The organism is Herbaspirillum sp. GW821-FHT09A12, assembly GCF_059418325.1.
The window spans coordinates 386,243-406,766 of sequence record NZ_JBWKPR010000001.1 but is presented as its reverse complement, the minus strand read 5'-3'; the positions used below and the strand labels follow the sequence as shown (position 1 = coordinate 406,766).

19 protein-coding genes are annotated in these 20,524 nt (G+C 65.1%); 4 read left to right on the top strand and 15 right to left on the bottom strand.

The window, feature by feature from the left end; translation table 11 throughout:
* Positions 1-40: 40 nt before the first annotated feature.
* The 15 genes from AC07N6_RS01805 to polA all read right to left on the bottom strand — a co-directional run bounded on the left by AC07N6_RS01805 (position 41) and on the right by polA (position 18,026).
* Positions 41-1,327: a dihydroorotase gene (locus tag AC07N6_RS01805; protein WP_494780614.1), complete on the bottom strand. Its 1,287-nt coding sequence runs from the start codon at positions 1,325-1,327 to the stop codon at positions 41-43.
* Between the two features lie 40 nt (positions 1,328-1,367).
* Entirely contained in the window at positions 1,368-2,327 is a 960-nt protein-coding gene (locus tag AC07N6_RS01800; RefSeq protein WP_494780613.1) for an aspartate carbamoyltransferase catalytic subunit, read from the bottom strand.
* A complete protein-coding gene (gene pyrR, locus AC07N6_RS01795) occupies positions 2,320-2,841 on the bottom strand; it encodes a bifunctional pyr operon transcriptional regulator/uracil phosphoribosyltransferase PyrR (protein WP_494780612.1) in 522 nt (173 codons plus the stop codon). Before pyrR ends, AC07N6_RS01800 begins: the two co-directional genes overlap by 8 nt.
* Entirely contained in the window at positions 2,838-3,224 is a 387-nt protein-coding gene (ruvX, locus tag AC07N6_RS01790) for a Holliday junction resolvase RuvX (protein ID WP_050467300.1), read from the bottom strand. The genes pyrR and ruvX overlap by 4 nt, the downstream gene beginning before the upstream one ends.
* 16 nt (positions 3,225-3,240) lie before the next feature.
* Positions 3,241-4,026, bottom strand: a complete 786-nt coding sequence (locus AC07N6_RS01785) for a YqgE/AlgH family protein (protein WP_494780611.1) — start codon at positions 4,024-4,026, stop codon at positions 3,241-3,243.
* A gap of 67 nt (positions 4,027-4,093) precedes the next feature.
* Positions 4,094-5,512 carry an amidohydrolase family protein gene (locus AC07N6_RS01780; RefSeq protein WP_494780610.1) on the bottom strand — a complete coding sequence of 473 codons (1,419 nt, stop codon included), beginning with the start codon at positions 5,510-5,512 and terminating at the stop codon, positions 4,094-4,096.
* 177 nt (positions 5,513-5,689) lie between these two features.
* A complete protein-coding gene (locus AC07N6_RS01775; protein ID WP_494780609.1) occupies positions 5,690-6,505 on the bottom strand; it encodes an ABC transporter permease in 816 nt (271 codons plus the stop codon).
* Positions 6,477-7,346 carry an ABC transporter ATP-binding protein gene (locus AC07N6_RS01770; protein ID WP_494780608.1) on the bottom strand — a complete coding sequence of 290 codons (870 nt, stop codon included), beginning with the start codon at positions 7,344-7,346 and terminating at the stop codon, positions 6,477-6,479. The genes AC07N6_RS01775 and AC07N6_RS01770 overlap by 29 nt, the downstream gene beginning before the upstream one ends.
* Positions 7,347-7,377: 31 nt before the next feature.
* The gene (locus AC07N6_RS01765) at positions 7,378-8,403 is read right to left on the bottom strand and encodes an aromatic ring-hydroxylating dioxygenase subunit alpha (RefSeq protein ID WP_494780607.1); all 1,026 of its coding nucleotides are present in this window, start codon (positions 8,401-8,403) and stop codon (positions 7,378-7,380) included.
* A 106-nt stretch (positions 8,404-8,509) separates the two neighbouring features.
* On the bottom strand, positions 8,510-9,499 hold the full coding sequence (locus AC07N6_RS01760; protein WP_494780606.1) for an isopenicillin N synthase family dioxygenase: 990 nt from the start codon (positions 9,497-9,499) through the stop codon (positions 8,510-8,512).
* A 56-nt stretch (positions 9,500-9,555) separates the two neighbouring features.
* A complete protein-coding gene (locus AC07N6_RS01755; RefSeq protein WP_494780605.1) occupies positions 9,556-10,560 on the bottom strand; it encodes an ABC transporter substrate-binding protein in 1,005 nt (334 codons plus the stop codon).
* Positions 10,561-10,626: 66 nt separating this feature from the next.
* Positions 10,627-11,652 (bottom strand): PDR/VanB family oxidoreductase, encoded by a 1,026-nt coding sequence (locus AC07N6_RS01750; RefSeq protein ID WP_494780604.1) that lies wholly within the window; start codon positions 11,650-11,652, stop codon positions 10,627-10,629.
* 415 nt (positions 11,653-12,067) lie between these two features.
* Positions 12,068-12,952, bottom strand: coding sequence for a dienelactone hydrolase family protein (locus tag AC07N6_RS01745; protein ID WP_494780603.1), 885 nt, complete (start codon positions 12,950-12,952; stop codon positions 12,068-12,070).
* Between the two features lie 267 nt (positions 12,953-13,219).
* Complete coding sequence (locus tag AC07N6_RS01740) at positions 13,220-14,896, bottom strand: methyl-accepting chemotaxis protein (RefSeq protein ID WP_494780602.1); 1,677 nt, start codon at positions 14,894-14,896, stop codon at positions 13,220-13,222.
* 364 nt (positions 14,897-15,260) lie between these two features.
* Positions 15,261-18,026, bottom strand: a complete 2,766-nt coding sequence (gene polA, locus AC07N6_RS01735) for a DNA polymerase I (protein WP_494780601.1) — start codon at positions 18,024-18,026, stop codon at positions 15,261-15,263.
* On the opposite strand from polA, the gene AC07N6_RS01730 reads away from it, so the two are divergent.
* From AC07N6_RS01730 to AC07N6_RS01715, 4 genes are all read left to right on the top strand, one after another.
* On the top strand, positions 18,027-18,773 hold the full coding sequence (locus AC07N6_RS01730; protein ID WP_494780600.1) for an LOG family protein: 747 nt from the start codon (positions 18,027-18,029) through the stop codon (positions 18,771-18,773).
* Positions 18,774-18,811: 38 nt separating this feature from the next.
* The gene (locus tag AC07N6_RS01725) at positions 18,812-18,946 is read left to right on the top strand and encodes a hypothetical protein (RefSeq protein WP_494780599.1); all 135 of its coding nucleotides are present in this window, start codon (positions 18,812-18,814) and stop codon (positions 18,944-18,946) included.
* A complete protein-coding gene (locus AC07N6_RS01720; RefSeq protein ID WP_494780598.1) occupies positions 18,943-19,386 on the top strand; it encodes a hypothetical protein in 444 nt (147 codons plus the stop codon). The genes AC07N6_RS01725 and AC07N6_RS01720 overlap by 4 nt, the downstream gene beginning before the upstream one ends.
* Positions 19,387-19,555: 169 nt before the next feature.
* Entirely contained in the window at positions 19,556-20,518 is a 963-nt protein-coding gene (locus tag AC07N6_RS01715) for a homoserine kinase (protein WP_494780597.1), read from the top strand.
* Positions 20,519-20,524 lie beyond the last annotated feature (6 nt).

Below are 20,524 nucleotides of genomic sequence, written 5' to 3'. Positions count from 1 at the left end.
GCGATCCTGGCGGGCGTGGCTTCGGCGGCTGTGGTTGGGATCAGCGCTCGAACGCGATATGGCCGGACACGATGGTGGCCTTGACCACGCCGGGCAGTTCATAGCCGAGGAAAGGCGTGTGCTTGCCCTGGCTGGCCAGCGCGGCGCCCTCCACCTTCCACATCGCATTGGGGTCGAACAGGCACAGGTCGGCCGGGCTGCCCAGCGCCAGGTTGCCGGCTTTCAGGCCAGCCACCTTGGCGGCGCGGTGGGTGACCTTGGCGATCGCCTTGGACAGCACATCCTTGCCCTGCCCATCGGACTCCAGCGCCCATTTCAGCGACAACGACAGCAGCAGTTCCAGGCCGGTGGCGCCGGGTGAGGCTTCGCCGAAAGGCAATAGCTTCTCGTCGTCATCGACCGGGGTGTGGTCGGAGCAGACCGCATCGATGGTGCCGTCCAGCAGCGCCGCGCGGATCGCCTCGCGGTCGCGCTGCGAGCGCAGCGGCGGGGTCAGGCGGGCGTTGGAGTCGAAGAAGCCGATGTCCAGGTCGCACAGGTGGATGTGGTGCACGCCAACGTCGCAGGTGACCGGCAGGCCTTCGCTCTTGGCCTGGCGCACCAGCTCCAGGCCGGCGGCCGAGGAGATGCGGCACAGGTGCACGCGCGCGCCGGTGGCGCGCATGAGCTCGAACAGCGTGTACAGCGCGATGGTTTCCGACATCACCGGCACGCCGGACAGGCCCAGGCGCGACGCCGCCGGGCCGCTGTGGGCGATGCCGAAGCGGCCCAGGTGCGGATCCTGCGGACGCAGCCAGACGGTGTAATTGAAGGTCTTGGCGTATTGCAGCGCGCTCATCAGCACGGTGGTGTCCGTGATCGGCTCTTCGGCCTGCGAGAAGCCGATGCAACCGGCTTCGGTCAGCTCGGCCATCTCGGTCAAAGCCTTGCCCTTCAAGCCGGCGGTCAGCGCGCCCAGCGGATAGACGTGCGCCTGGTTGAGCGACTTGGCGCGATGTTTCAGCATCTCCACCAGGCCCGGTTCATCCAGCACCGGATCGGTATCCGGCGGGCACACCAGGCTGGTCACGCCGCCCTGCATCGCGGCTTGCATTTCGGATTCCAGCGTGGCCTTGTATTCGTAACCCGGCTCGCGCAGGCGCGCCGAGAGGTCGACCAGGCCGGGCGCGACCACCAGGCCGGTGGCGTCGAGCGTCTTGTTGGCGGTGAAGTCGGCAGGCGCCTGGCCGATGCCGACGATCTTGCCGGCCGCCACATACACATCCTGTTGCGCATCGATGCCGTTGGCCGGATCGATCAGCCGGCCGTTCTTGATATGCAGTTTCATCAGTTCAGTATTTTCTTAACGAGGTCGTTCGTCTGATAATTCAATTGCCCGCCACGATGCCCATCACCGCCATGCGCACCGCGATGCCGAAGGTCACCTGCGGCAGGATCACCGCCTGGGCGCCGTCGGCCACCGCCGAATCGATTTCCACGCCACGGTTCATCGGGCCCGGGTGCATCACGATCGCATCCGGCTTGGCCAGCGCCAGGCGCTCGGGCGTCAGGCCGTAGCTCTTGAAGAACTCCTGCGCCGAGGGCAGCAAGGCCCCGCTCATGCGCTCGTTCTGCAGGCGCAGCATGATGATGACGTCGACGTCCTTCAGGCCTTCTTCCATGTTGTGGAACACGCGCACGCCCATCTGCTCCAGCCCGCCGGGCAGCAAGGTGCGCGGGCCGATGGCGCGCACTTCGGGCACGCCCAGCGTAGTCAGCGCATGGATGTCGGAGCGCGCCACGCGGCTGTGCAGGATGTCGCCCACGATCGCCACGCGCAGGTTGGTGAAGTCCTTCTTGTAGTGGCGGATGGTGTACATGTCCAGCAAGCCCTGGGTCGGGTGCGCGTGGCGGCCGTCGCCGGCGTTGACCACGTGGACGTGCGATTGTTTGGTGTCGATCAGGTGCTTGGCGATCAGGAACGGCGCGCCGGATTGCGCGTGGCGCACCACGAACATGTCGGCGTGCATCGCCGCCAGGTTGTCGATGGTATCCAGCAGCGACTCGCCCTTGCTGGTGCTCGATGCCTGGATGTTGAGGTTGATCACGTCGGCCGACAGGCGCTTGGAGGCGATCTCGAAGGTGGTGCGGGTGCGCGTGGAGTTCTCGAAGAACAGGTTGAACACGCTTTTACCCCGCATCAGCGGTACCTTCTTCACTTCGCGGTCGCCGATGCTGACGAAGGACGAGGCAGTGTCGAGGATATGGTTCAGGATCGCTTTGGGCAGACCTTCAATGGTCAGCAGGTGTTGCAGTTCGCCGTTTTTGTTCAGTTGTGGATTAAGCATGGACCACCGTCAGGGAGAATCGGCCATCGTCGGCGCGTTGCAATTGCAGGTTTTCTTGTTTGGACAGCGTGACCGTTTCGGCCAGGAAATCGGCGGCGATCGGCAGCTCGCGCCCGCCGCGGTCGACCAGCGCCGCCAGCAGCACGCGCGCCGGACGGCCGTAGTCGAACAGCTCGTTGATCGCCGCGCGCGTGGTGCGCCCGGTATAGAGCACGTCGTCGATCAGCACGATGGTGGCGCCTTCGACATCGAACGGGATCTGGCTGGGCTTGACGTCGGGGCGCAGGCCCTTCTCGGAGAAATCGTCGCGGTAGAAGGAAACGTCGATGAAGCCCAGGCGTTGGCCCAGCTTCAGCTCATCGGCCAGGCGTTCGGCCAGCCAGGCGCCGCCGGAATGGATGCCCACCAGCGCGACATCGGGCGCGCCCTGCAAGCCGGCCTTGACCTGCTGCGCCAGCGTCCGGTACAGCGCTTCCGCATCGAGCGCGGAAGGCGTGGAGGTTGTTGTGCTCATGAGTCGGACTCGTCAAAGTATTGCTGCAAAATGATGGCGGCCGCCTGGTCGTCGATCTGCTCGCCGCGCTGCTGCGCGATCACGGCCGACGAGTAGCGCTCATCGACCAGCGCCACCTCGACGCCGAAGCGGCCATGCAATTGGTTGGCGAAACGCCGGCAGCGCACGCTCATCTCGTGTTCCGCGCCGTCCGGATGCAGCGGCAGGCCGACCACGCAGCGGCTGGGCTGCCATTCTGCGATCAGCCGGCCGACGGCGGCGAACTTGCCGTCGTTGGTCGGCTCGCTGATCACCGCCAGCGGCTGCGCCTGCTTCAGGCCGGTGTTGCCCACGGCCACGCCGATGCGTTTCAGGCCGAAGTCGAAGGCAAGCAAAGTCTCCAAGCGGCGCGCTCCGAACCTAGGCGCGTCCGGCATCGCCGGACAGCATCACCGGGTCGATGCCCAGCAAGGCCAGCGCGGCGGTGAAACGTTCTTCCACCGGCAGCTCGAAGATGATGGCCGGGTCGGCCTTCACCGTCAGCCAGCCGTTGCGGCCGAGTTCGTCTTCCAACTGGCCGGCGCTCCAGCCCGAGCAACCCAGGCTGACCAGCACTTGCGCCGGGCCGTTGCCCAGCGCCACCGCTTCCAGCACGTCCTTGGAGGTGGTCAGGGCGATGTCGTCGGTCACCTGCAGCGTGGAAGAAAAGGAATCCGATGTCGAATGCTGCACGGAATGCAGCACGAAGCCGCGCTCCACCTGCACCGGGCCGCCGAACATCACCGGTCGGCGGTATACCTCGGGCATGGCGTCGGGCGTGTCGGGTTTGATTTCGAGCTTGAGGTTGATACGGTCCAACAGCACGTCCATGGTCATGTCGGTCGGCTTGTTGATGACCACCCCGAGCGCGCCGTTGTGATTGTGTTCGCACAGGTAGACCACGGTGCCGCCGAAGATCGGATCCAGCATGGACGGCATGGCGATCAGGAAATGATTGGTCAGGTCCAGCTCCAGCGGAGCCTTGGCCTCTTCGGCGGAAGCGTCGTCGCCGGCCCCGGCCGCGTCGTCTTCACTTGCCGCGGCGGCGGCAGCGGCCGCGCGACGGGCCTGGATGCGGCCGAAAGGATCGAAACCGCCAAAGGAATCCGCGGATTCGTCGAAATCCTCGGCAGAGAAACTGAAGGGAACGTTACGTCTCTTGATCATCCCCGCATTTTAGCAGTTTTGGCTGCCGCCCCATGTAACCGGGCCGGGCAGCGGCAATAGCAAAACGTCAATGACTGCTCAGCAGTTTCCGCACAGCATCGCGCGCCTGGCGTCCCAGCGCCGCCAGCTCGACGCCGGGGATGGCGTCGTCGCGCACCACTTCCTTGCCGGCGACCAGCAGGGACTTGAGCCCGGGCCGGCCTCCCGCAACCACCGGCCCGATCGCCGGGTCGTGCAAGCCGAAGTAGCGCGGATCGTCCAGCCGATAGAGCGCGATATCGGCCTGCTGCCCGACGCGCAAACCATCCAGTGCGCCCAATCCCAGCACCCTGGCGCCGCCGCTGCTGCCCCAGCGCACCACGTCTTCCACCGTAGCCTCGTCCGCCCCGCCTTCGTAGGCGCCGCCGCGAAAGGCCGGGATGGCCTGCTGGCCGCGCCGCGCGCGCTGCATCAGCCAGGCCGCGTGGGTTTCCGAGATCATGTCGGCCGCTTCGTTGGAAGCCGCGCCGTCGACCCCGATCGACACCGGCACCCCGGCCGCCTCCAGCGCCCGGATCGGCGCAATGCCGCTGCCCAACCGGCCGTTGCTCTGCGGGCAATGGGCGATGCCGGTGCCGGTCGCGCCCAAGAGGCGGATTTCCTCCTCATCCAGTTGCACCAGGTGGGCGAACCACACGTCTTGGCCCAGCCAGCCGATGCGCTCGCAGAACGCCACCGGCGAGCAGCCGTGCATGGTGTGCGCGCTGTCCTGGTAGCCGACCGTTTCCGACAAATGGCTGTGCAGGCGCAGGCCGAGTGCGCGCCCGGCTTGCGCCATCTCGCGCAATTCCTCGGGAGATGCCGAATACAGCGGCGTGGTCGGCGCCATCACTACGCGCCGCAGCGCCGCCGGCGAAGGATCGTGGAAACGCTTGGCCAGCCGCGCCATGTCCTGCAGGAAACCGTCCAGCGTCTCCGGCCGCAGCGCGCTCGGCAGCTCGGCCTCCAGTTGGCGCGTGCGGGTGGCGGTGCCACGGCACAGGACGAAGCGCAGGCCAAGTTTTTCGGCTTCTTCGAACAGGATTTCCGAGGTGTCGAAAGGCATGCCGGGGTAGTACAGGTAATTGTGGTCGGCGATGGTGCCGCAGCCTGAGCGCATCAGCTCGACCATGCCGATGCGCGCCGCCAGGCGGAACAGTTCGGCGTCGAATTTCGCGCGGTAGCGGTAAGGCGTGGCCGCCAGCCACGGCGTCAAGCTGGCGTTGATGCCCAGCGGGTCGCCCTTCAACAGCGACTGGAACAGGTGGTGGTGGGTGTTGACCCAGGCCGGGTAGGCCACGCAGTCGGTCGCATCGATGATGCGCTCGCCGGGCTGCGGCGCCAGCTTGCCGATGGCGGCCACCGTGCCGCCGTCGATGCGGATATCCGGGCCGGCGTGACGCGCGGCGGCGCCGGGCAAGCCGGTCATGATGGCTTGCAGGTTGCGGATAAGGATGGATTCACTCATTCAAGACACTCCAGATGGATGCTTCGTCGTCCTGACGAAAGTCAGGATCCAGCGGCGTTATCCAGCGGCGTTAACGCGGTTCGCTTTTACATCGGACGCCGCGCACGACGCTGGGTCCCGGCCTTCGCCGGGACGACGGCGTAAAGTTGTCGCGCTAAAGTTGTCGCGCAACACGCACTACCCCATTTCGCTCTCATGCCATCCCGCCAGCACGGCGCGCGACAAGGCGCTCATCATCCAGAACAGCAGGATGCCGGTCAGCGTGATCAGGAACAAGGCCGCGAACAGCCGCGGAATATTGAGCTGGAAGCCCGCCTGCAGGATCTGGTAGGCCAGCCCCGAACCGGTGCCGCCGGTGCCGGCCACGAACTCGGCCACCACCGCGCCGATCAGCGCCAAGCCGCTGGAGATGCGCAAGCCGCCGAAGAAGTACGGCAAGGCGCTGGGGATGCGCAGGCGCTTCAGGGTCTGCCAGCGCGTGGCCTTGTTCAGCCTGAACAGGTTGAGCAGGCCGGTGTTGACGCTGCGCAGCCCCAGCGTGGTGTTGGAGATGATCGGGAACAGCGCCATGATGGTGGCGCACACGGTCAGCGCCGCCGTGGTGTCCTTGACCCAGATGATGATCAGCGGCGCGATGGCGACGATGGGCGTGACCTGCAGGATGATCGCGTAGGGAAAAAAGCTGATCTCGATGAAGCGGCTCTGCACGAACAGGAAAGCGATCGCCACGCCCAGCAGCACCGCGAACGCGAAGGCCAGGAAGGTGATCTTCAGCGTCACCAGCAGCGACTCCAGCAGCATGCCCCAGTCCGCCGCCAGCGTCCTGGCGATCACCGCCGGCGTCGGCACCAGGTAGGGCGGCACTTCCAGCAGCGTGCATACCAGTTGCCAGGCCAGCAGCAGGAACACGCCGATGGCCAGCGGCGCGGCCACGTTCCAGAAGCCCGGCCGGCTGGCCCAGGGATTAATGTTGGGCGTTGTGCTCGGCTTCATGGCCGCCTCCTTGCTGGTTGGCCAGCGTCAGGTAATCGGAAAGGGTCTTGCAGTACTGCATGAACGGCGCCGAGATGCGGAAGGCCTCGTCGCGCGGGCCGGGCGCGTCGATCGCCACGTCCGCGATCACCCGTCCCGGGCGCGCCGCCATCACCACCACGCGCGAAGACAGGAACACCGCCTCGTAGATGCTGTGGGTGACGAACACCACGGTCAGGTCCTGCTTGCTCCAGATGTCGCGCAGGTCGGCGTCAAGCTTGTTGCGGGTGAATTCGTCGAGCGCGCCGAAGGGCTCGTCCATCAGCAGCAGGTTGGGTTGCGTGGCCAGCGCCCGCGCGATCGAGGCGCGCATCTGCATGCCGCCCGAGAGTTCGCGCGGCAGCACCTTGCGGAAATTCTCCAGCCCCACCCGCTGCAATGCCTCGCGCACGCGCGGCTCGCTCTGCGCGCGCGGCATGTGGCGCAAATCCAGCGGCAGGCGCGCGTTCTGCTCGACGCTGGCCCAAGGCATCAGCGTAGCCTCCTGGAACACCATGGCCAGCGTATGCCCGGGCGTGCCGACCGTGGCCAGGTTCTTGCCCCACCAGCGGATATGCCCGTGCGAAGGCTCTTCCAGCCCGGCGAACATCTTCAGCAAGGTGCTCTTGCCGCAGCCGGAAGGCCCGAGCAGCGAGACGAACTCGCCGCGCCGGATATCCAGCCTCACCTCGTCCAGCGCGCGCGTGCCGTTGCGGTAGGTTTTCTCCACCCGCTGCGCCGACAGCACCGGCGCATCTTCGCCGCCGCTCCCCGTGTCGTCCAATGCCGCGGCCTGCGACATCGCGTGATCGTCTCTGTGCATCATTGCTCCCTGCCCGGTCAAGTGGATGGTGTCAGACGTTGCTGCGGAAGACTTCCTGCTCGCCATGCTCCTCCAGCAGCTGCAGCAGCATGCGGCGCATGATCAGGCCGGGGCGGTCGGAGGCCATGTGGAATTCCTGGCGCCGCCGCACGTCGACGCAGGCGTCCGGATCGGTGGCTTCCAGGATGTCGCGGTCCTCCACCAGGATGGGCGCATCCCAGGCCACCAGCTCGGCTTCCGGGCAATCCTCCTCGGTGTCGTTGCGATACAGCCATTGCGCCAGCATGATGGAACCATCGTCGATCGGCGTGGCGCAGTTGTAGATGATGTGGTGGCGGCCGCTTTCCGGATACTCGCAGCCGAAACGCCGCACGAACGGCAGGTACCAGCGGTTGAACATGTGGCGCACGGTGGTGTCGGCCTGGCTGCCGGTGACGCGGTAGCTGGCCGGCACGTTCTTGATCGGCACCCGCGTCTCGGCCTCGAAGCCGTAATCGGTCTCGTTGATCTCGTACTTCTCCGGCTTGGGCTGGTCGTACAGGCCGAAGGTGGCGCGATGCACATAGCTGAAGTGCGAGTTGTCGAAAGAGTTTTCCATCATGCGCAGCGGGCTGGTCTCCCAGCGCTCGTAGAACTGGAAGATGCGGCGGTATCCGGGGGCGCCGTCCTCGGGAAAGTCGGGAATGTCGCGCAGCGGGTCTTCCAACGCCACCCACACGTAGCCGTAGCGTTCCTTGCAGCGGTAGGACTTGACGCAGGCGCCCGAGGGCACGCTGCCGTCCACGCTTTGCGGCACGCGCACGCAGGCGCCGGCGCCATTGAAGGTCCAGCCGTGGTAGCCGCAAACGATGTTGCCATTCTCGACGAAACCCTTGGACAACCTGGCGGTGCGGTGGCAGCAGCGGTCCTGCAGCGCGGCCGGCGCGCCGTCTTCCTTCAACCAGACGACCAGCTTCTCGCCCAGCAGCGTGAACGGCTGCGGGCCGTCCTTCAATTGCGAGATGGGCATCAGCGCATACCAGAACCTGCGCAAGACTTTTTGTTGGGTGACCAGCATGGTGTTGCTCCTTCTTCATTGGCCGCGGATGTCATGCTTCCGTGGCGCTGCGGCCGGCGCGCCAATACGGTCGCCTTCGCCGGGTGATGCAAAAATCTAGAGCATGTTAGGCCTGTACCGCGGCGGCGCCGAAGGTCTCGCGCACCTTCATGTCCAGATAGTCGCCGATGGTGCACGGCGCATAACGCGCCGGCCGTTGCGCCGAACAGCAGCTCGGCAGGCAGGCCACGGTGGCGGCCTGGTCGCCGTCCTGGAAGAACGGCAGCGAATAGCGCGGCGCCGAACCGCCGTTGAGTACGCGGTGCGCATTGCTGTGATAGAGGTCGTTGCTCCAGCGCTGCAGCAGGTCGCCGATGTTGACCACGAAGCTGCCGCGGATCGGCGTGGCGCACACCCACTCTCCTTGCGCGTTGCGCACTTCCAGGCCGCCGGTCTCGTCCTGCGCCAGGATGGTGACCAGGCCCCAGTCGGTATGCGCGCCGGCGCCGATCTGGTTGGCCTGCGCGTCCACCGGTTGCGGCGGGTAATGCAGCATGCGCTGGGTGGCGATCGGCGTTTGCAGCACCGGCTCGAAAAAATCCTCCGGCATCTGCAGCGACAGCGCGATCACCGACAGCAGGCGGTGCGACAGCGCGCGCACGGCGTCGTAGTAGCGGCGCGAATGCGCCTCGAATCCCGGCAGTCCGGCCGGCCACAGGTTGTGGCCATAGCGCAGCAGGCCGCGCTGCACATAGGGGTGCGCCGAATCGATGTCGAAGCCGAACTGGAAACCTTCCTTCAGGTCGGCCGGCGCGCCATCGTCCAGCGCCTGCGCGCCCATGCGTTCGTAGCCATATCCCGAGGGCGAATGCCGCATGTCGATGGCCGACTTGCCGGCCTGCGGCAGCGCGAAGAAGCGCCGCGCCCAGTCGAACTGGCCGTCGATGAGCGGCTGCGGCACGCCGTGGTTGACGATGTAGAAGAAGCCGACATCGCGCGAGATCTTGTGGATTTCCCAGGCGACCGCTTCGCGCCTGGCTTTCTCGGCCGAGAAGGCGTCGGCAAAGTCGATCACCGGAATCGTGCGCGCGGTGCCGGGCGGGGTATAGGGGATCATGGCGTCCTCACGCTGGCAGGGAAACGGGGGGCGGCGGCGCCGCCCCCCCTCTCACATCAAGGCATGACCTTCATGTCCTTGACGAACTGGGTGGTGTAGGCCTTGCGGTAGTCGGTGCCGGGCTTGAGCAGGCCGGTGGCGACCATGACTTCATAGGTCTGCTTCCAGCGCTCGTCGGTCATGATGCCGATGCCGTACCTGGCGGCGTCGCCGCCGGTCACCACCTTCAATTCCTTGAGCTTGGCCACCGCATAGGCCAGCTGTTCGTCGCTCATGTTCTTGTTGTCCTGCTTGATCAGCGCATTGGCCGGCGCCGGATCTTCCAGGTAGCTCTTCCAGCCCTCGGCGGTGGCCTTGACGAAACGCTGCACCAGGTCGGGCCTGGCGGCGACCGTCTTCTGCAGCGTGATGATGGTGGTGCCGTAGGGCGGATAGCCGTCATTGGCGAACAGGAAGAACTTGCTCTTGGCGCCGGCCTTGTCGGCCTGGAACAGTTCCGATGAAGGATAGGCTTGCTGCGCGATGTTGGGGTCGGCGAAGAACGGCTGCAGGTTGAAGGTATAGGCCTTGGATTGCGCGTCGGTGTAGCCGTACTTGGACTTGAGCCACGGCCACCAGCTGGACTGGCCGGAACCGGCGACCAGGATCGTCTTGTTCTTCAGGCCGCCCAGGCTGCTGACATCGTCATGCGTCATCATGCCCTGCAGGTCGGACTGGAACGAAGTGCCGACCGTCACCAGCGGCAAGCCCTGCTCGATGCCCTTCATCACGGTGAAGTCGTAGCCCATGCTGAAGTCGGCCTGCCCGGCCACCAGGATCTGCATGTTATTGACCTGGGGGCCGCCCATCTTGATGGTGACATCCATGCCGTACTTCTTGTAGATGCCCTTGGCCACGGCCTGGTAAAAGCCGCCGTGCTCGGCCTGCGCATACCAGTTGGACAGCAGCGTGACCTTGTCCTCGGCATGCGCGCCGGCCGCCGCCGCAAACTGCAGCGCCGCCGCGCCCAACAGGGCGCCGGCTGCGCGCAGGGTACGCATCATGAATGTCCGCTTATCCATCGCTTGCCTGCCTTGCGCTTGCTTTTTCATAGCCTTCCTCTTTTGGTGGGTTGATCGAAGATGGAGTCAGAGGTCCAGCACCAGCCGCGGCCCGCCGCAACGCGATACGCAGGGCATGATGCTGCGCCCCGCCGCGCGCTCGGCGGCCGACAGCACGCTGTCGCGGTGTATCGGCCGGCCCTCGAGGACGATGCTCTCGCAACTGCCGCAAAATCCTTCGCCGCAGGACGTGGCGATGCGCACGCCGGCCTCGGCCGCGGCGGCCACGATGCTCTGTCCGGGCGGCACGGTGCAGCGCACGCCGGAGCGCTGCAGCACCAGCTCGAAGCTGTCCTGCCCGGCAGGACCGGCAACCGTGGGCGCAACGCCGGCCGGCGCGGCGAACAGTTCGGCATGCACATCGGCATCGCGCCAGCCGCCCTGCCGGGCGGCGTCGCGCGCGGCATCGATGAAGGGCGGCGGCCCGCACACATACAACGGCGCGGGCGCCGGCAAAGCCGCCAGCGCGGCGCGGATGGCAAGCTGCGTCTCGGCCGCATCCAGCCCCAGGTGCAGGCTCAGGCCCGCCTGCGCCACCGCCAGCTCATCGAAGAAGGCCGCGTGCCGCAGGCTGCGCGCGAAATAGTGCAGGCGGTGGCTGCGCCCGGCATGGACCAGCGCGGCGGCCATCGCATAGATCGGCGTGATGCCGATGCCTGCGGCCAGCAGCACCGGCGCGCGCCCGTCATCGGCCAGCACGAAGGCATTGGCCGGCGGCGCCGCGACGATGACGTCGCCGGCGCCGACCTGCTCATGCAAATAGGCAGAACCGCCGCGCGAAGCCGCTTCGCGTTTGACGGCGATGCGATAGCAGCCGCGCTCATGCGGCGTATTGCACAGCGAATAGCTGCGCGTCAGGCCATCGGCCAGGTGCAGCCGGAGATGCGCACCCGGCGTCCATGGCGGCAGCGGCGCGCCATCGGCGGCATGCAGCTCGAACAGCCGGACATCGGCTGCGATCTCACGCACGGCGGCTACGCGCAAAGGCAACAGTGCCGGCGCCACCCCGGCGGAAACAAAAACATCGGCGAAGGCATCGGCGACGGCATTCATCGCGCGCCTCGCCGGAAACGCAACACTAAAAGAAGGGAGTGCATGGCAGGCGGGCGTTGCCGCTGCATGGAAAAAATCAAGGAATGATGGGCGCGGGCGCTGATCATGGTCTCGTGTCCTATCGAATTGCACAGGACCATCGGAGGGATCCGATGGCATCACGAGCAATGCCCCGCAAGTCTGGTGAAACCGACTGCTAGCCGCTTCTACTCAGGCAACGATCATGCAAACCGCGTGCCAGCTTCGGCGCCGCTGCTTGACGGCGCAAACACATGTGTTTACTGCCCGGGAAATAAAAAAGGGGACGAAAATTTCCGTCCCCTGCGCATGCCGCCGGCATAAATTGGTGCGCGCCGCATTGATCCGAATCAGATGCGCACCAATGCGATGCCGGCAACGGCGCGCCGGTGCGTCGTCAAATCACGCCATGGCTCTTGAACCAGGCCACCACATGGGCCCAGGCATCCTTGGCATCGGCCTCGACATAACTCGGCCGATAGTCGGCGTTGAAGGCGTGGCCGGAATTCGGGTAGACGTGGAATTCCGACTTGTTGCCGGCCTTGTGCAGCGCTTCCTTCATCTGCTCGACGGTGGACACCGGGATGCCCTGGTCCTTGGCGCCGTACAGGCCGATCACCGGCACCTTCAGCGAAGGGGCGATGTCGATCGGCTGCTGCGGGAACAGCGCGCTCTTGTCGCCGACAATGCGGCCATACCAGGCCGCGCCGGCCTTGACCTTGGGATTGTGGGCGCTGTACAGCCAGACGATGCGCCCGCCCCAGCAAAAGCCGTTGATGCCCAAGCGGCTGGTGTCGCCGCCGTTTTCGCCGGCCCAGGCGACAAAGGCGTCGATATCGCCCATGACTTGCTCGTCGGGCACCTTGGAGATGATGTCCTTCTGCAGTTCGGCGATCGAGGTGTAGGCCAGCGGGTTGCCCTGGCGAATGAAGAAGTCCGGGGCGATGGCCAGGTAGCCGAGCTTGGCGAAACGGCGGGCGATATCGGCAATGTGCTCATGCACGCCGAAGATCTCCGACACCACGATCACCACCGGCAAATTGGTCTTGCCTTCCGGCTGGGCGCGGTAGGCCGGGACGCGCTGGCCGTTGACGGTGATCGCCACCTCGCCTGCGGTCAGGCCGGCGGTGTCGGTCTTGATCATGGTCTGCGCGCACACCGGCAGCACCGCGGCGGCAAATCCCGTGCCCAGCGCGGTTTTGAGGAAAGTACGGCGATCGGGGGTGCCGGACAGGCTGCTCTGACCTAGTAAACTGTCGAGATCTTTGCGAAAGTCATTCATCGGGTTCTCCATTGTTCGGACCGAAGTCCTGAGTTGGGTCGGTTGTGGTGGCGGTGATGGCAGCGGTTCCGGAAGCCTGCTGAAAACCGGCAAGGGCGGAAATGCTGGCTGGCGGCGCATATCGGCTGCTCCAATGAAAAAGCGGCCCGCATGCAGGCCGCTTTGGATGGAATAGAGACTTCAGTTGCTACAGCGTCTCACATTCCTGGCAGACCGGCTTGCATCCCAAGCCGGATACTACCCGCAAACCGGTGCGCGATGTCAACCTCAACCCTGCACCGCCAATACCTTGCCGCCGATCGTCAATTCCGGCGCCGCCGGCGTGATGTCGATGGTGCGCTCGTCGCTGGCATAGGCTTGCGTCGCCAGGCCCTGATTGGCGTCCAGGCGGAACACGCTGACCAGTTGCTGCAGGCCGGAAGCCTGCTCCTGCAGCGAGCGCGCGGCGGCCGCGGCCTGCTCCACCAGCGCCGCGTTCTGCTGGGTCATGTCGTCGATCTGGATGATGGCTTCATTGACCTGCTCGATGCCGCTGCTCTGTTCGCTGTTGGCATGGGTGATCTCGGTCATCACCTCGGTCACGCGCTTGATGCTGGCGACGATGTCATTCATGGTGCTGCCGGCCTGTTCGACCAGCTTGCTGCCGTTTTCGACCTTGCCGACCGAGTCGCCGATCAATACCTTGATCTCCTTGGCGGCAGCCGCCGAACGCTGCGCCAGCGAACGCACCTCCGACGCCACCACCGCGAAGCCGCGGCCCTGCTCGCCGGCGCGCGCGGCTTCCACCGCGGCGTTCAGCGCCAGGATATTGGTCTGGAAGGCGATGCCGTCGATCACGCTGACGATGTCGGCCACTTTTTGCGAAGAGGCATTGATCGATTGCATGGTCTCCACCACCTGCGACACGATCGAGCCGCCCTGCACCGCCACGTCGGACGCCGCCAGGGCCAGGCCGTTGGCCTGGTGCGCGTTCTCGGCATTCTGCTTGACGGTGGAATTGAGCTGCTCCATCGAAGAGGCGGTCTCTTCCAGGGCGCCGGCCTGCTGCTCGGTGCGCGAAGACAAGTCGAGGTTGCCGCGCGCGATTTCCGAGGAAGCGGTGGTGATGGTTTCGGAACCGTTGCGCACCTCGGCCACGATGGCCGCCAGCTTGTCGCGCATGGCGCGCATGGCCACCATCAGGCTGTCGGTGTCGCCGGGACGGGTATTGATCTGCACCGCCAGGTCGCCCTCGGCGATCTGGCCGGCGATCGTCACCGCATAGTCGGGTTCGCCGCCCAGCTTGCGCAGCAGGTGGCGGGTCAGCCAAATGGCGGCCAGGATGGCGGTCACCACGCCGATGGCGCTGGTGATGAGCATCAGCAGGCGCGCCTGGGCATAGGCGGCGGCACTGGCGGCGGCGGCCTCCTTGTTGAGCCGGTCTTCCAGCACGGCGAGCGACTTCAGCTCGACTTGCCAGGACTTCTGCACCGGCAGGTATTGCTCCTTCAGGAACTGCGCCAGCTCATAGGCTTCGCGGCGCTGGCCGAACTCCACCGCCTGGACGATCAGTTTTTCGGCATTGTCGGCCTGGGCCTTGATTTTGGGCAGGGCGGCCATTTCCTCGTCGGTGGTGCCGTGCGATTGCTCGAACAGTTGCTGCAGCTTTTGCGCCGACATCTTGTACTTGAGGGTCTGGGCATCGATGTATTGCGCCTCGATGTCGACATCCTCGGGCGCGGCCGGCAGCATCAGGTTGCGCAGCGAGATGGAACGCTCGGCTACGGTGTCCATCATGTCCTTGACCAGCGCGCTTTCGGGGTTCTTGACCTCCACCACGTTATTGAAGCGCGCCTGCATCTGGTGCATGTTGTAGATGCCGAAAGCGGTCACCAGCGCCAGCAGCAACACCACCCACGCAAACCCGAGTCCCAGGCGCGTACCCACTTTGATCCCTGACTTCATCACGTCTCCTCCTAGTGTCATCACCGGAAGCATTGAACGAAAAGCCGGGGAGAAGCGGCACGCGCCGCGCGCTATCCCTGCGCGCCTGCCTGCCTTGATGCGTCCCTATCCCCTGCCGGCGCTTTCGCCGCAGCCTCCTTCCTGTGCCGGACACGCTCCGGCCTTCCCTCCATCCGCGCGCGCCGTCTTGTGGTTGTTGGGGCGGTCGCGGCGGATGCTTCTTGATTTATTGTTATTGATGTTGCGGTACTACGGCCCTGCGGTGTCTTGCCGTTTGCTCTTGTCGGTATGCCATGCCCACTTGCAGGGTCCGCTTATTCGAATGGCATGATTGTTTTGTCGTACAACTTATGCCTGATGGCAATTAATGCGCCTCGTCCCAATTCTTACCGATTCCGACCTCTGCTAGCAAGGGAACTTTCAGCTCCGCAACATTTTTCATCAGTTCCGGCAGCTTTTCGCGCACCAGATCCAACTCTTGTTGCGGGACTTCCAACACCAGTTCGTCGTGCACCTGCATGATCATGCGGGTGGCCAGCCGCTCCGACTCCAGCCAGCCCTGCACGGCGATCATTGCCAATTTGATCAGATCGGCGGCGGTGCCCTGCATCGGCGCGTTGATCGCCGCCCGTTCGGCGCCCTGGCGGCGCGGGCCGTTGGGCGAATTGATCTCGGGCAGCCACAGGCGGCGGCCGAACACGGTTTCGACGTAACCGCGCGCCTTGGCCTGCATGCGCGTCTCGTCCATGTAGCGCTTCACGCCCGAGAAACGCTGGAAGTATTTATCGATGTACATCTGCGCGGCGGAGCGCTCGATGCCGAGATTGCCGGCCAGGCCGAAGGCGCTCATGCCGTAGATCAGGCCGAAGTTGATCACCTTGGCGTAACGGCGCTGCTCGGCCCCGACCTCGGCCGGCGGGATGCCGAAGATCTCGGCGGCGGTGGCGCGGTGGATGTCTTCGCCGTCGGCGAAGGCCTTCAACATGTTTTCGTCTTCCGAGATGTGCGCCATGATGCGCAGCTCGATCTGCGAATAGTCGGCCGAGACGATCACGCTGCCCTCCGGCGCCACGAAGGCTTCGCGGATGCGACGGCCTTCGGCGGTGCGGATCGGAATATTCTGCAGGTTGGGATCGTTGGACGCCAGGCGGCCGGTCACCGCCACCGCCTGCGCGTAGTTGGTGTGCACGCGGCCGGTGTCCGGGTTGACCATCTTGGGCAGCTTGTCGGTATAGGTCGACTTCAGCTTGGCCAGGCCGCGATAGTCGAGCAGCACCTTGGGCAACGGGTAATCCTCGGCCAGCTTCTGCAGCACTTCCTCGTCGGTCGACGGCGCGCCGGAAGCGGTCTTCTTCACCACCGGCAGCTCCAGCTTGCCGAACAGGATCTCGCCCAGTTGCTTGGGCGAATTCAGGTTGAACGGCTGGCCGGCCAGGTCGTAGGCCTGCTGCTCGATCTCCAGCATGCGGCGGCCGAGGTCGTGCGACTGCTGCGCCAGGCGTTCGCTGTCGATCAGCACGCCGTTGCGTTCGATCTTCTGCAGCACCACCGAGGTCGGCACTTCGATCTTCTCGTAGATGAAGCGCAGCTTGTCGTCATGCTCGATCTGCGGCCACATGGCCTGATGCAGCGCCAGCGTGACATCGGCATCTTCGGCCGCGTATTCGGTGGCGCGCTCGAGCGCCACTTCATTGAAGCCGATCTGCGAGGCGCCCTTGCCGCATACCTCGGCATAGGTGATGGTCTTGCGGTCGAGGTGGCGCGCGGCCAGGCTGTCCATGTCGTGCGTGCGGTGCGACTCGAACACATAGGACTCCAGCAGCGTGTCGTGCCGGATGCCGGCGACCTGGATGCCGTAGTTGGCGAAGATATGGCTGTCGTATTTCAGGTTCTGGCCAAGCTTGGGCTTGGCGGCGTCTTCCAGCCAGGGCTTGAGTTTTGCGAGAACGTGGTCGCGCGCCAGCTGCGGCGGCGCGTCCTGGTAATTGTGGCCGACCGGGATGTAGGCCGCGCGGCCCGCCTCGCAGCACAGCGAAATGCCGACCAGCTCGGCCCGCATCGCTTCCAGCGAGGTGGTTTCGGTATCGACCGCGGTCAGCGCGGCGGCGTCGATGGCGGCGATCCATTGGTCCAGCTGCCCATCGGTCAGCACGGTCTCGTACTCGACGGGCGCGGCCGGCGCGAACAGGCCGCTTTGGGCCGGGCCATCGGCCGCGGCGGGAGCGCCGGCGGCCGGCGCGGCCATCGGCGCGGCGGCCGATGAAGCAGCGTCTTCGCTGATCTCGCGCAACCAGGTACGGAAGTTGTTGCGGGTGAAAAGGTCCTTGAGCACGGCCTTGTCCTGCGGCGCCATGGTCAGCGACTCCAGGATGGACACCATATGCGCCGACAGGTCGCAGTCGGTCTTCACGGTCACCAGGACCCTGCCCTGCGGCAGCCAGTCCAGGGCACGGCGCAGGTTGTCGCCCACCACGCCGCCGATCTTGTCGGCATTGGCCATCACGCCGTCCAGCGAGCCATAGGCGGTCAGCCATTTCACCGCGGTCTTGGGCCCACATTTTTCGACGCCGGGCACGTTATCGACGGTGTCGCCGATGAGGCTGAGGTAATCCACGATACGATCCGGCGGCACGCCGAATTTCTCGGTCACGCCTTGGATATCCAGTATCTCGTTGCTCATGGTGTTGACCAGCGTGACATGCTCGTTGACCAGCTGCGCCATGTCCTTGTCGCCGGTGGAGACGATGGTGTCGAGCCCGGCGGCGGTGGCCTGCACCGACAGCGTGCCGATGACGTCGTCGGCCTCGATGCCTTCGACCATCAGGATCGGCCAGCCCAGCGCGCGCACCGCGGCATGGATGGGTTCGATCTGCAGCGCCAGGTCTTCCGGCATCGACTTGCGGGTGGCCTTGTAGTCGGCGTAGAGATCGTCGCGGAAGGTCTTCCCCTTGGCATCGAACACACAGGCGACGTAACTTGCGGGATAATCGTTGCGCAGTCGGCGCAGCATATTGATGATGCCGTACAACGCACCGGTGGGCGCGCCTTCCGCGTTACGCATATCGGGCAGGGCATGAAACGCGCGATACAGGTAACTGGAACCATCAACTAACAACAAGGTTTTTTGCATATGGAACAAAGAGGAAAAAAAGTACCGCGACTGCGGGAAGTGAACGACATTGAACGCGCCACGGCCAAGAAGGCGCGCGAGTCGTGGCATGTACTCACGATTATGGCAGAATTCATTGAATCGACCGAACGCCTGTCCGAGCTGCGTCCCGCCGTTTCCATCTTCGGTTCCGCCCGCACCAAACCCGACGATCCGCACTACGCGCTGTGCATCGACATCGCGCGCCGCCTGTCCGACGCCGGTTACGCGGTGATCTCCGGCGGCGGCCCCGGCATCATGGAAGCGGCCAACAAAGGCGCCTTCGACGGCGCCTCGCCTTCGGTGGGCCTGAACATCGAACTGCCGCATGAGCAGCACGGCAACGGCTGGCAGGACATCTCGCTGTCGTTTCGCCACTTCTTCGCGCGCAAGGTGGCCTTCGTCAAGTACGCCGACGCCTATGTGGTGCTGCCCGGCGGCTTCGGCACGCTGGATGAACTGACCGAGGCGCTGACCCTGATGCAGACCGGCAAGTCGCGCCTGATGCCGGTGATCCTGGTGGGCAGCCAGTTCTGGGCCGGCCTGGTCGACTGGATCAATACCCGCCTGGTGGACGACGGCATGATCTCGCCCAAGGACCTGAACCTGCTGCAGGTCATCGACGAGCCGGCCGAGGTCGTCAAGGCCATCCAGAAATTCCACGAAGAGAAGGAAAAACCGGCCGACAGCCACGTCGAGATCGAACGGCAAAGCGGCATGTTCCTGTAATCCCGGAACAATCCGGCCGCCAGGAACAGGAAAAGCCCATGCCAGCAAGCATGGGCTTTTTCATGCCGGGTGTTGCAACAAAGGTCTTTTCCGCGTTGAAACGCGGCAAGGCCGGAACGATGGTTTGCTACAATGGCCTAAAACAACACCACTCCTTTCCTAAAAGATCATGAAACCAACCAACGTCTGGTCCAAAGAGTCCCTGGCTGCCGCCTTGCTGTGCGCCGCCGCCGGCCTGGCTGCCCCGCTGGCCGTGGCGCAGCAGCCCCAGCCGGCGCCGTCTGCCCAGCCGGCGCCGCCGCCGCCCGAGCTGGAAAAACTGGAAGAAGGCGAACCGCCAGCCGTGACCATCCGCAAGCCGGGCGATGACGGCAGCAGCAGCGGCAACAGCATCAAGGAACGCCGCGACCACGGCCAGACCAAGGAAATCGAAGTCAAATCCGGCCCCAGCACCTACTACCTGCGTCCCAACCAGAACCTCGGCAGTTCGACCCCGGGCGATGCCCAGAGCGGCCCGCCGACCAATGCGCAATGGAAGGTCGGCGAGTTCGACTGGGGCGTCAAGAAGAAGCCGGACGGCAGCGACAGCGGCGACGCCAACGCAACAAAGTAAGCACCTCCTGTATCGATAGCCGGTGCGCCTTCGATACGCCGCCAAAGCGGCTGCTCAGTCCGAACGGCTTTTATTCGGCCGTTCGGGCTGAGTAGCGGCAACGCCGCGTATCGCAGGCGCGCCGACGACTTTAAAGCACCACTTAAGCACCCCTTCATTCACTTTCGTCATGGCAGTCTTTACACCGGTCAGTCTTGAACAGCTCTCCGACTGGATCAAGCAATTCCCGCTCGGCAAAGCCACCTCGATCAAGGGCATTTCTTCCGGCATCGAGAACAGCAATTTCTTCATCGGCACAGAGCGCGGCGAGTACGTGCTGACCCTGTTTGAAAAACTGCAGATCGAGCAATTGCCGTTCTACCTGGAACTGATGCGCCATCTGGCGCAGCGCGGCATCCCGGTGCCGGCGCCGGTTCTCAACGACCGCGGCGCCATCGTCAACCTGCTCAACGGCAAACCGGCGGCCATCGTCGGCAAACTGGCGGGCGAATCGCAACTCGATCCGCAGCCGGTGCACTGCGCCTCGCTGGGCGACATGCTGGCGCGCATGCACATGGCGGCCCGGGATTTCAAGATTGTGCAGCCCAACCTGCGCGGACTGGCATGGTGGCTGGAGACCACGCCGGCGGTGCTGCCCTTCCTGCCGGCTGAACTGGGGCGCCTGCTGGCCGACGAAGTGCAATACCAACAGGATTTCGCCGCCACCGCGACCTACCGCGCCCTGCCGCACGGGCCGGTACACGCCGACCTGTTCCGCAACAACGCGATGTTCACCGGCGACCGGCTCTCCGGCATCTTCGACTTTTACTTCGCCGGCTGCGACACCTGGCTGTTCGACCTGGCGGTAACGGTCAACGACTGGTGCGTGGACCTGGACAGCGGCGCGCTCGATATCGGGCGCACCGAGGCCATGCTGGCGGCCTACCGCGCGGTGCGGCCGTTTTCCGAGGCCGAGCGCCAGGCCTGGCAACCGATGCTGCGCGCGGCCGCGCTGCGCTTCTGGCTGTCGCGCCTGTTCGACTACTACATGCCGCGAGCAGCCGAAATGCTCACGCCGCACGACCCGACGCATTTCGAACGCATCCTGCGGCTGCGCATCGGGGAGGCGCCGCCTCCCCTGCAACTCCCCTGACAAGTG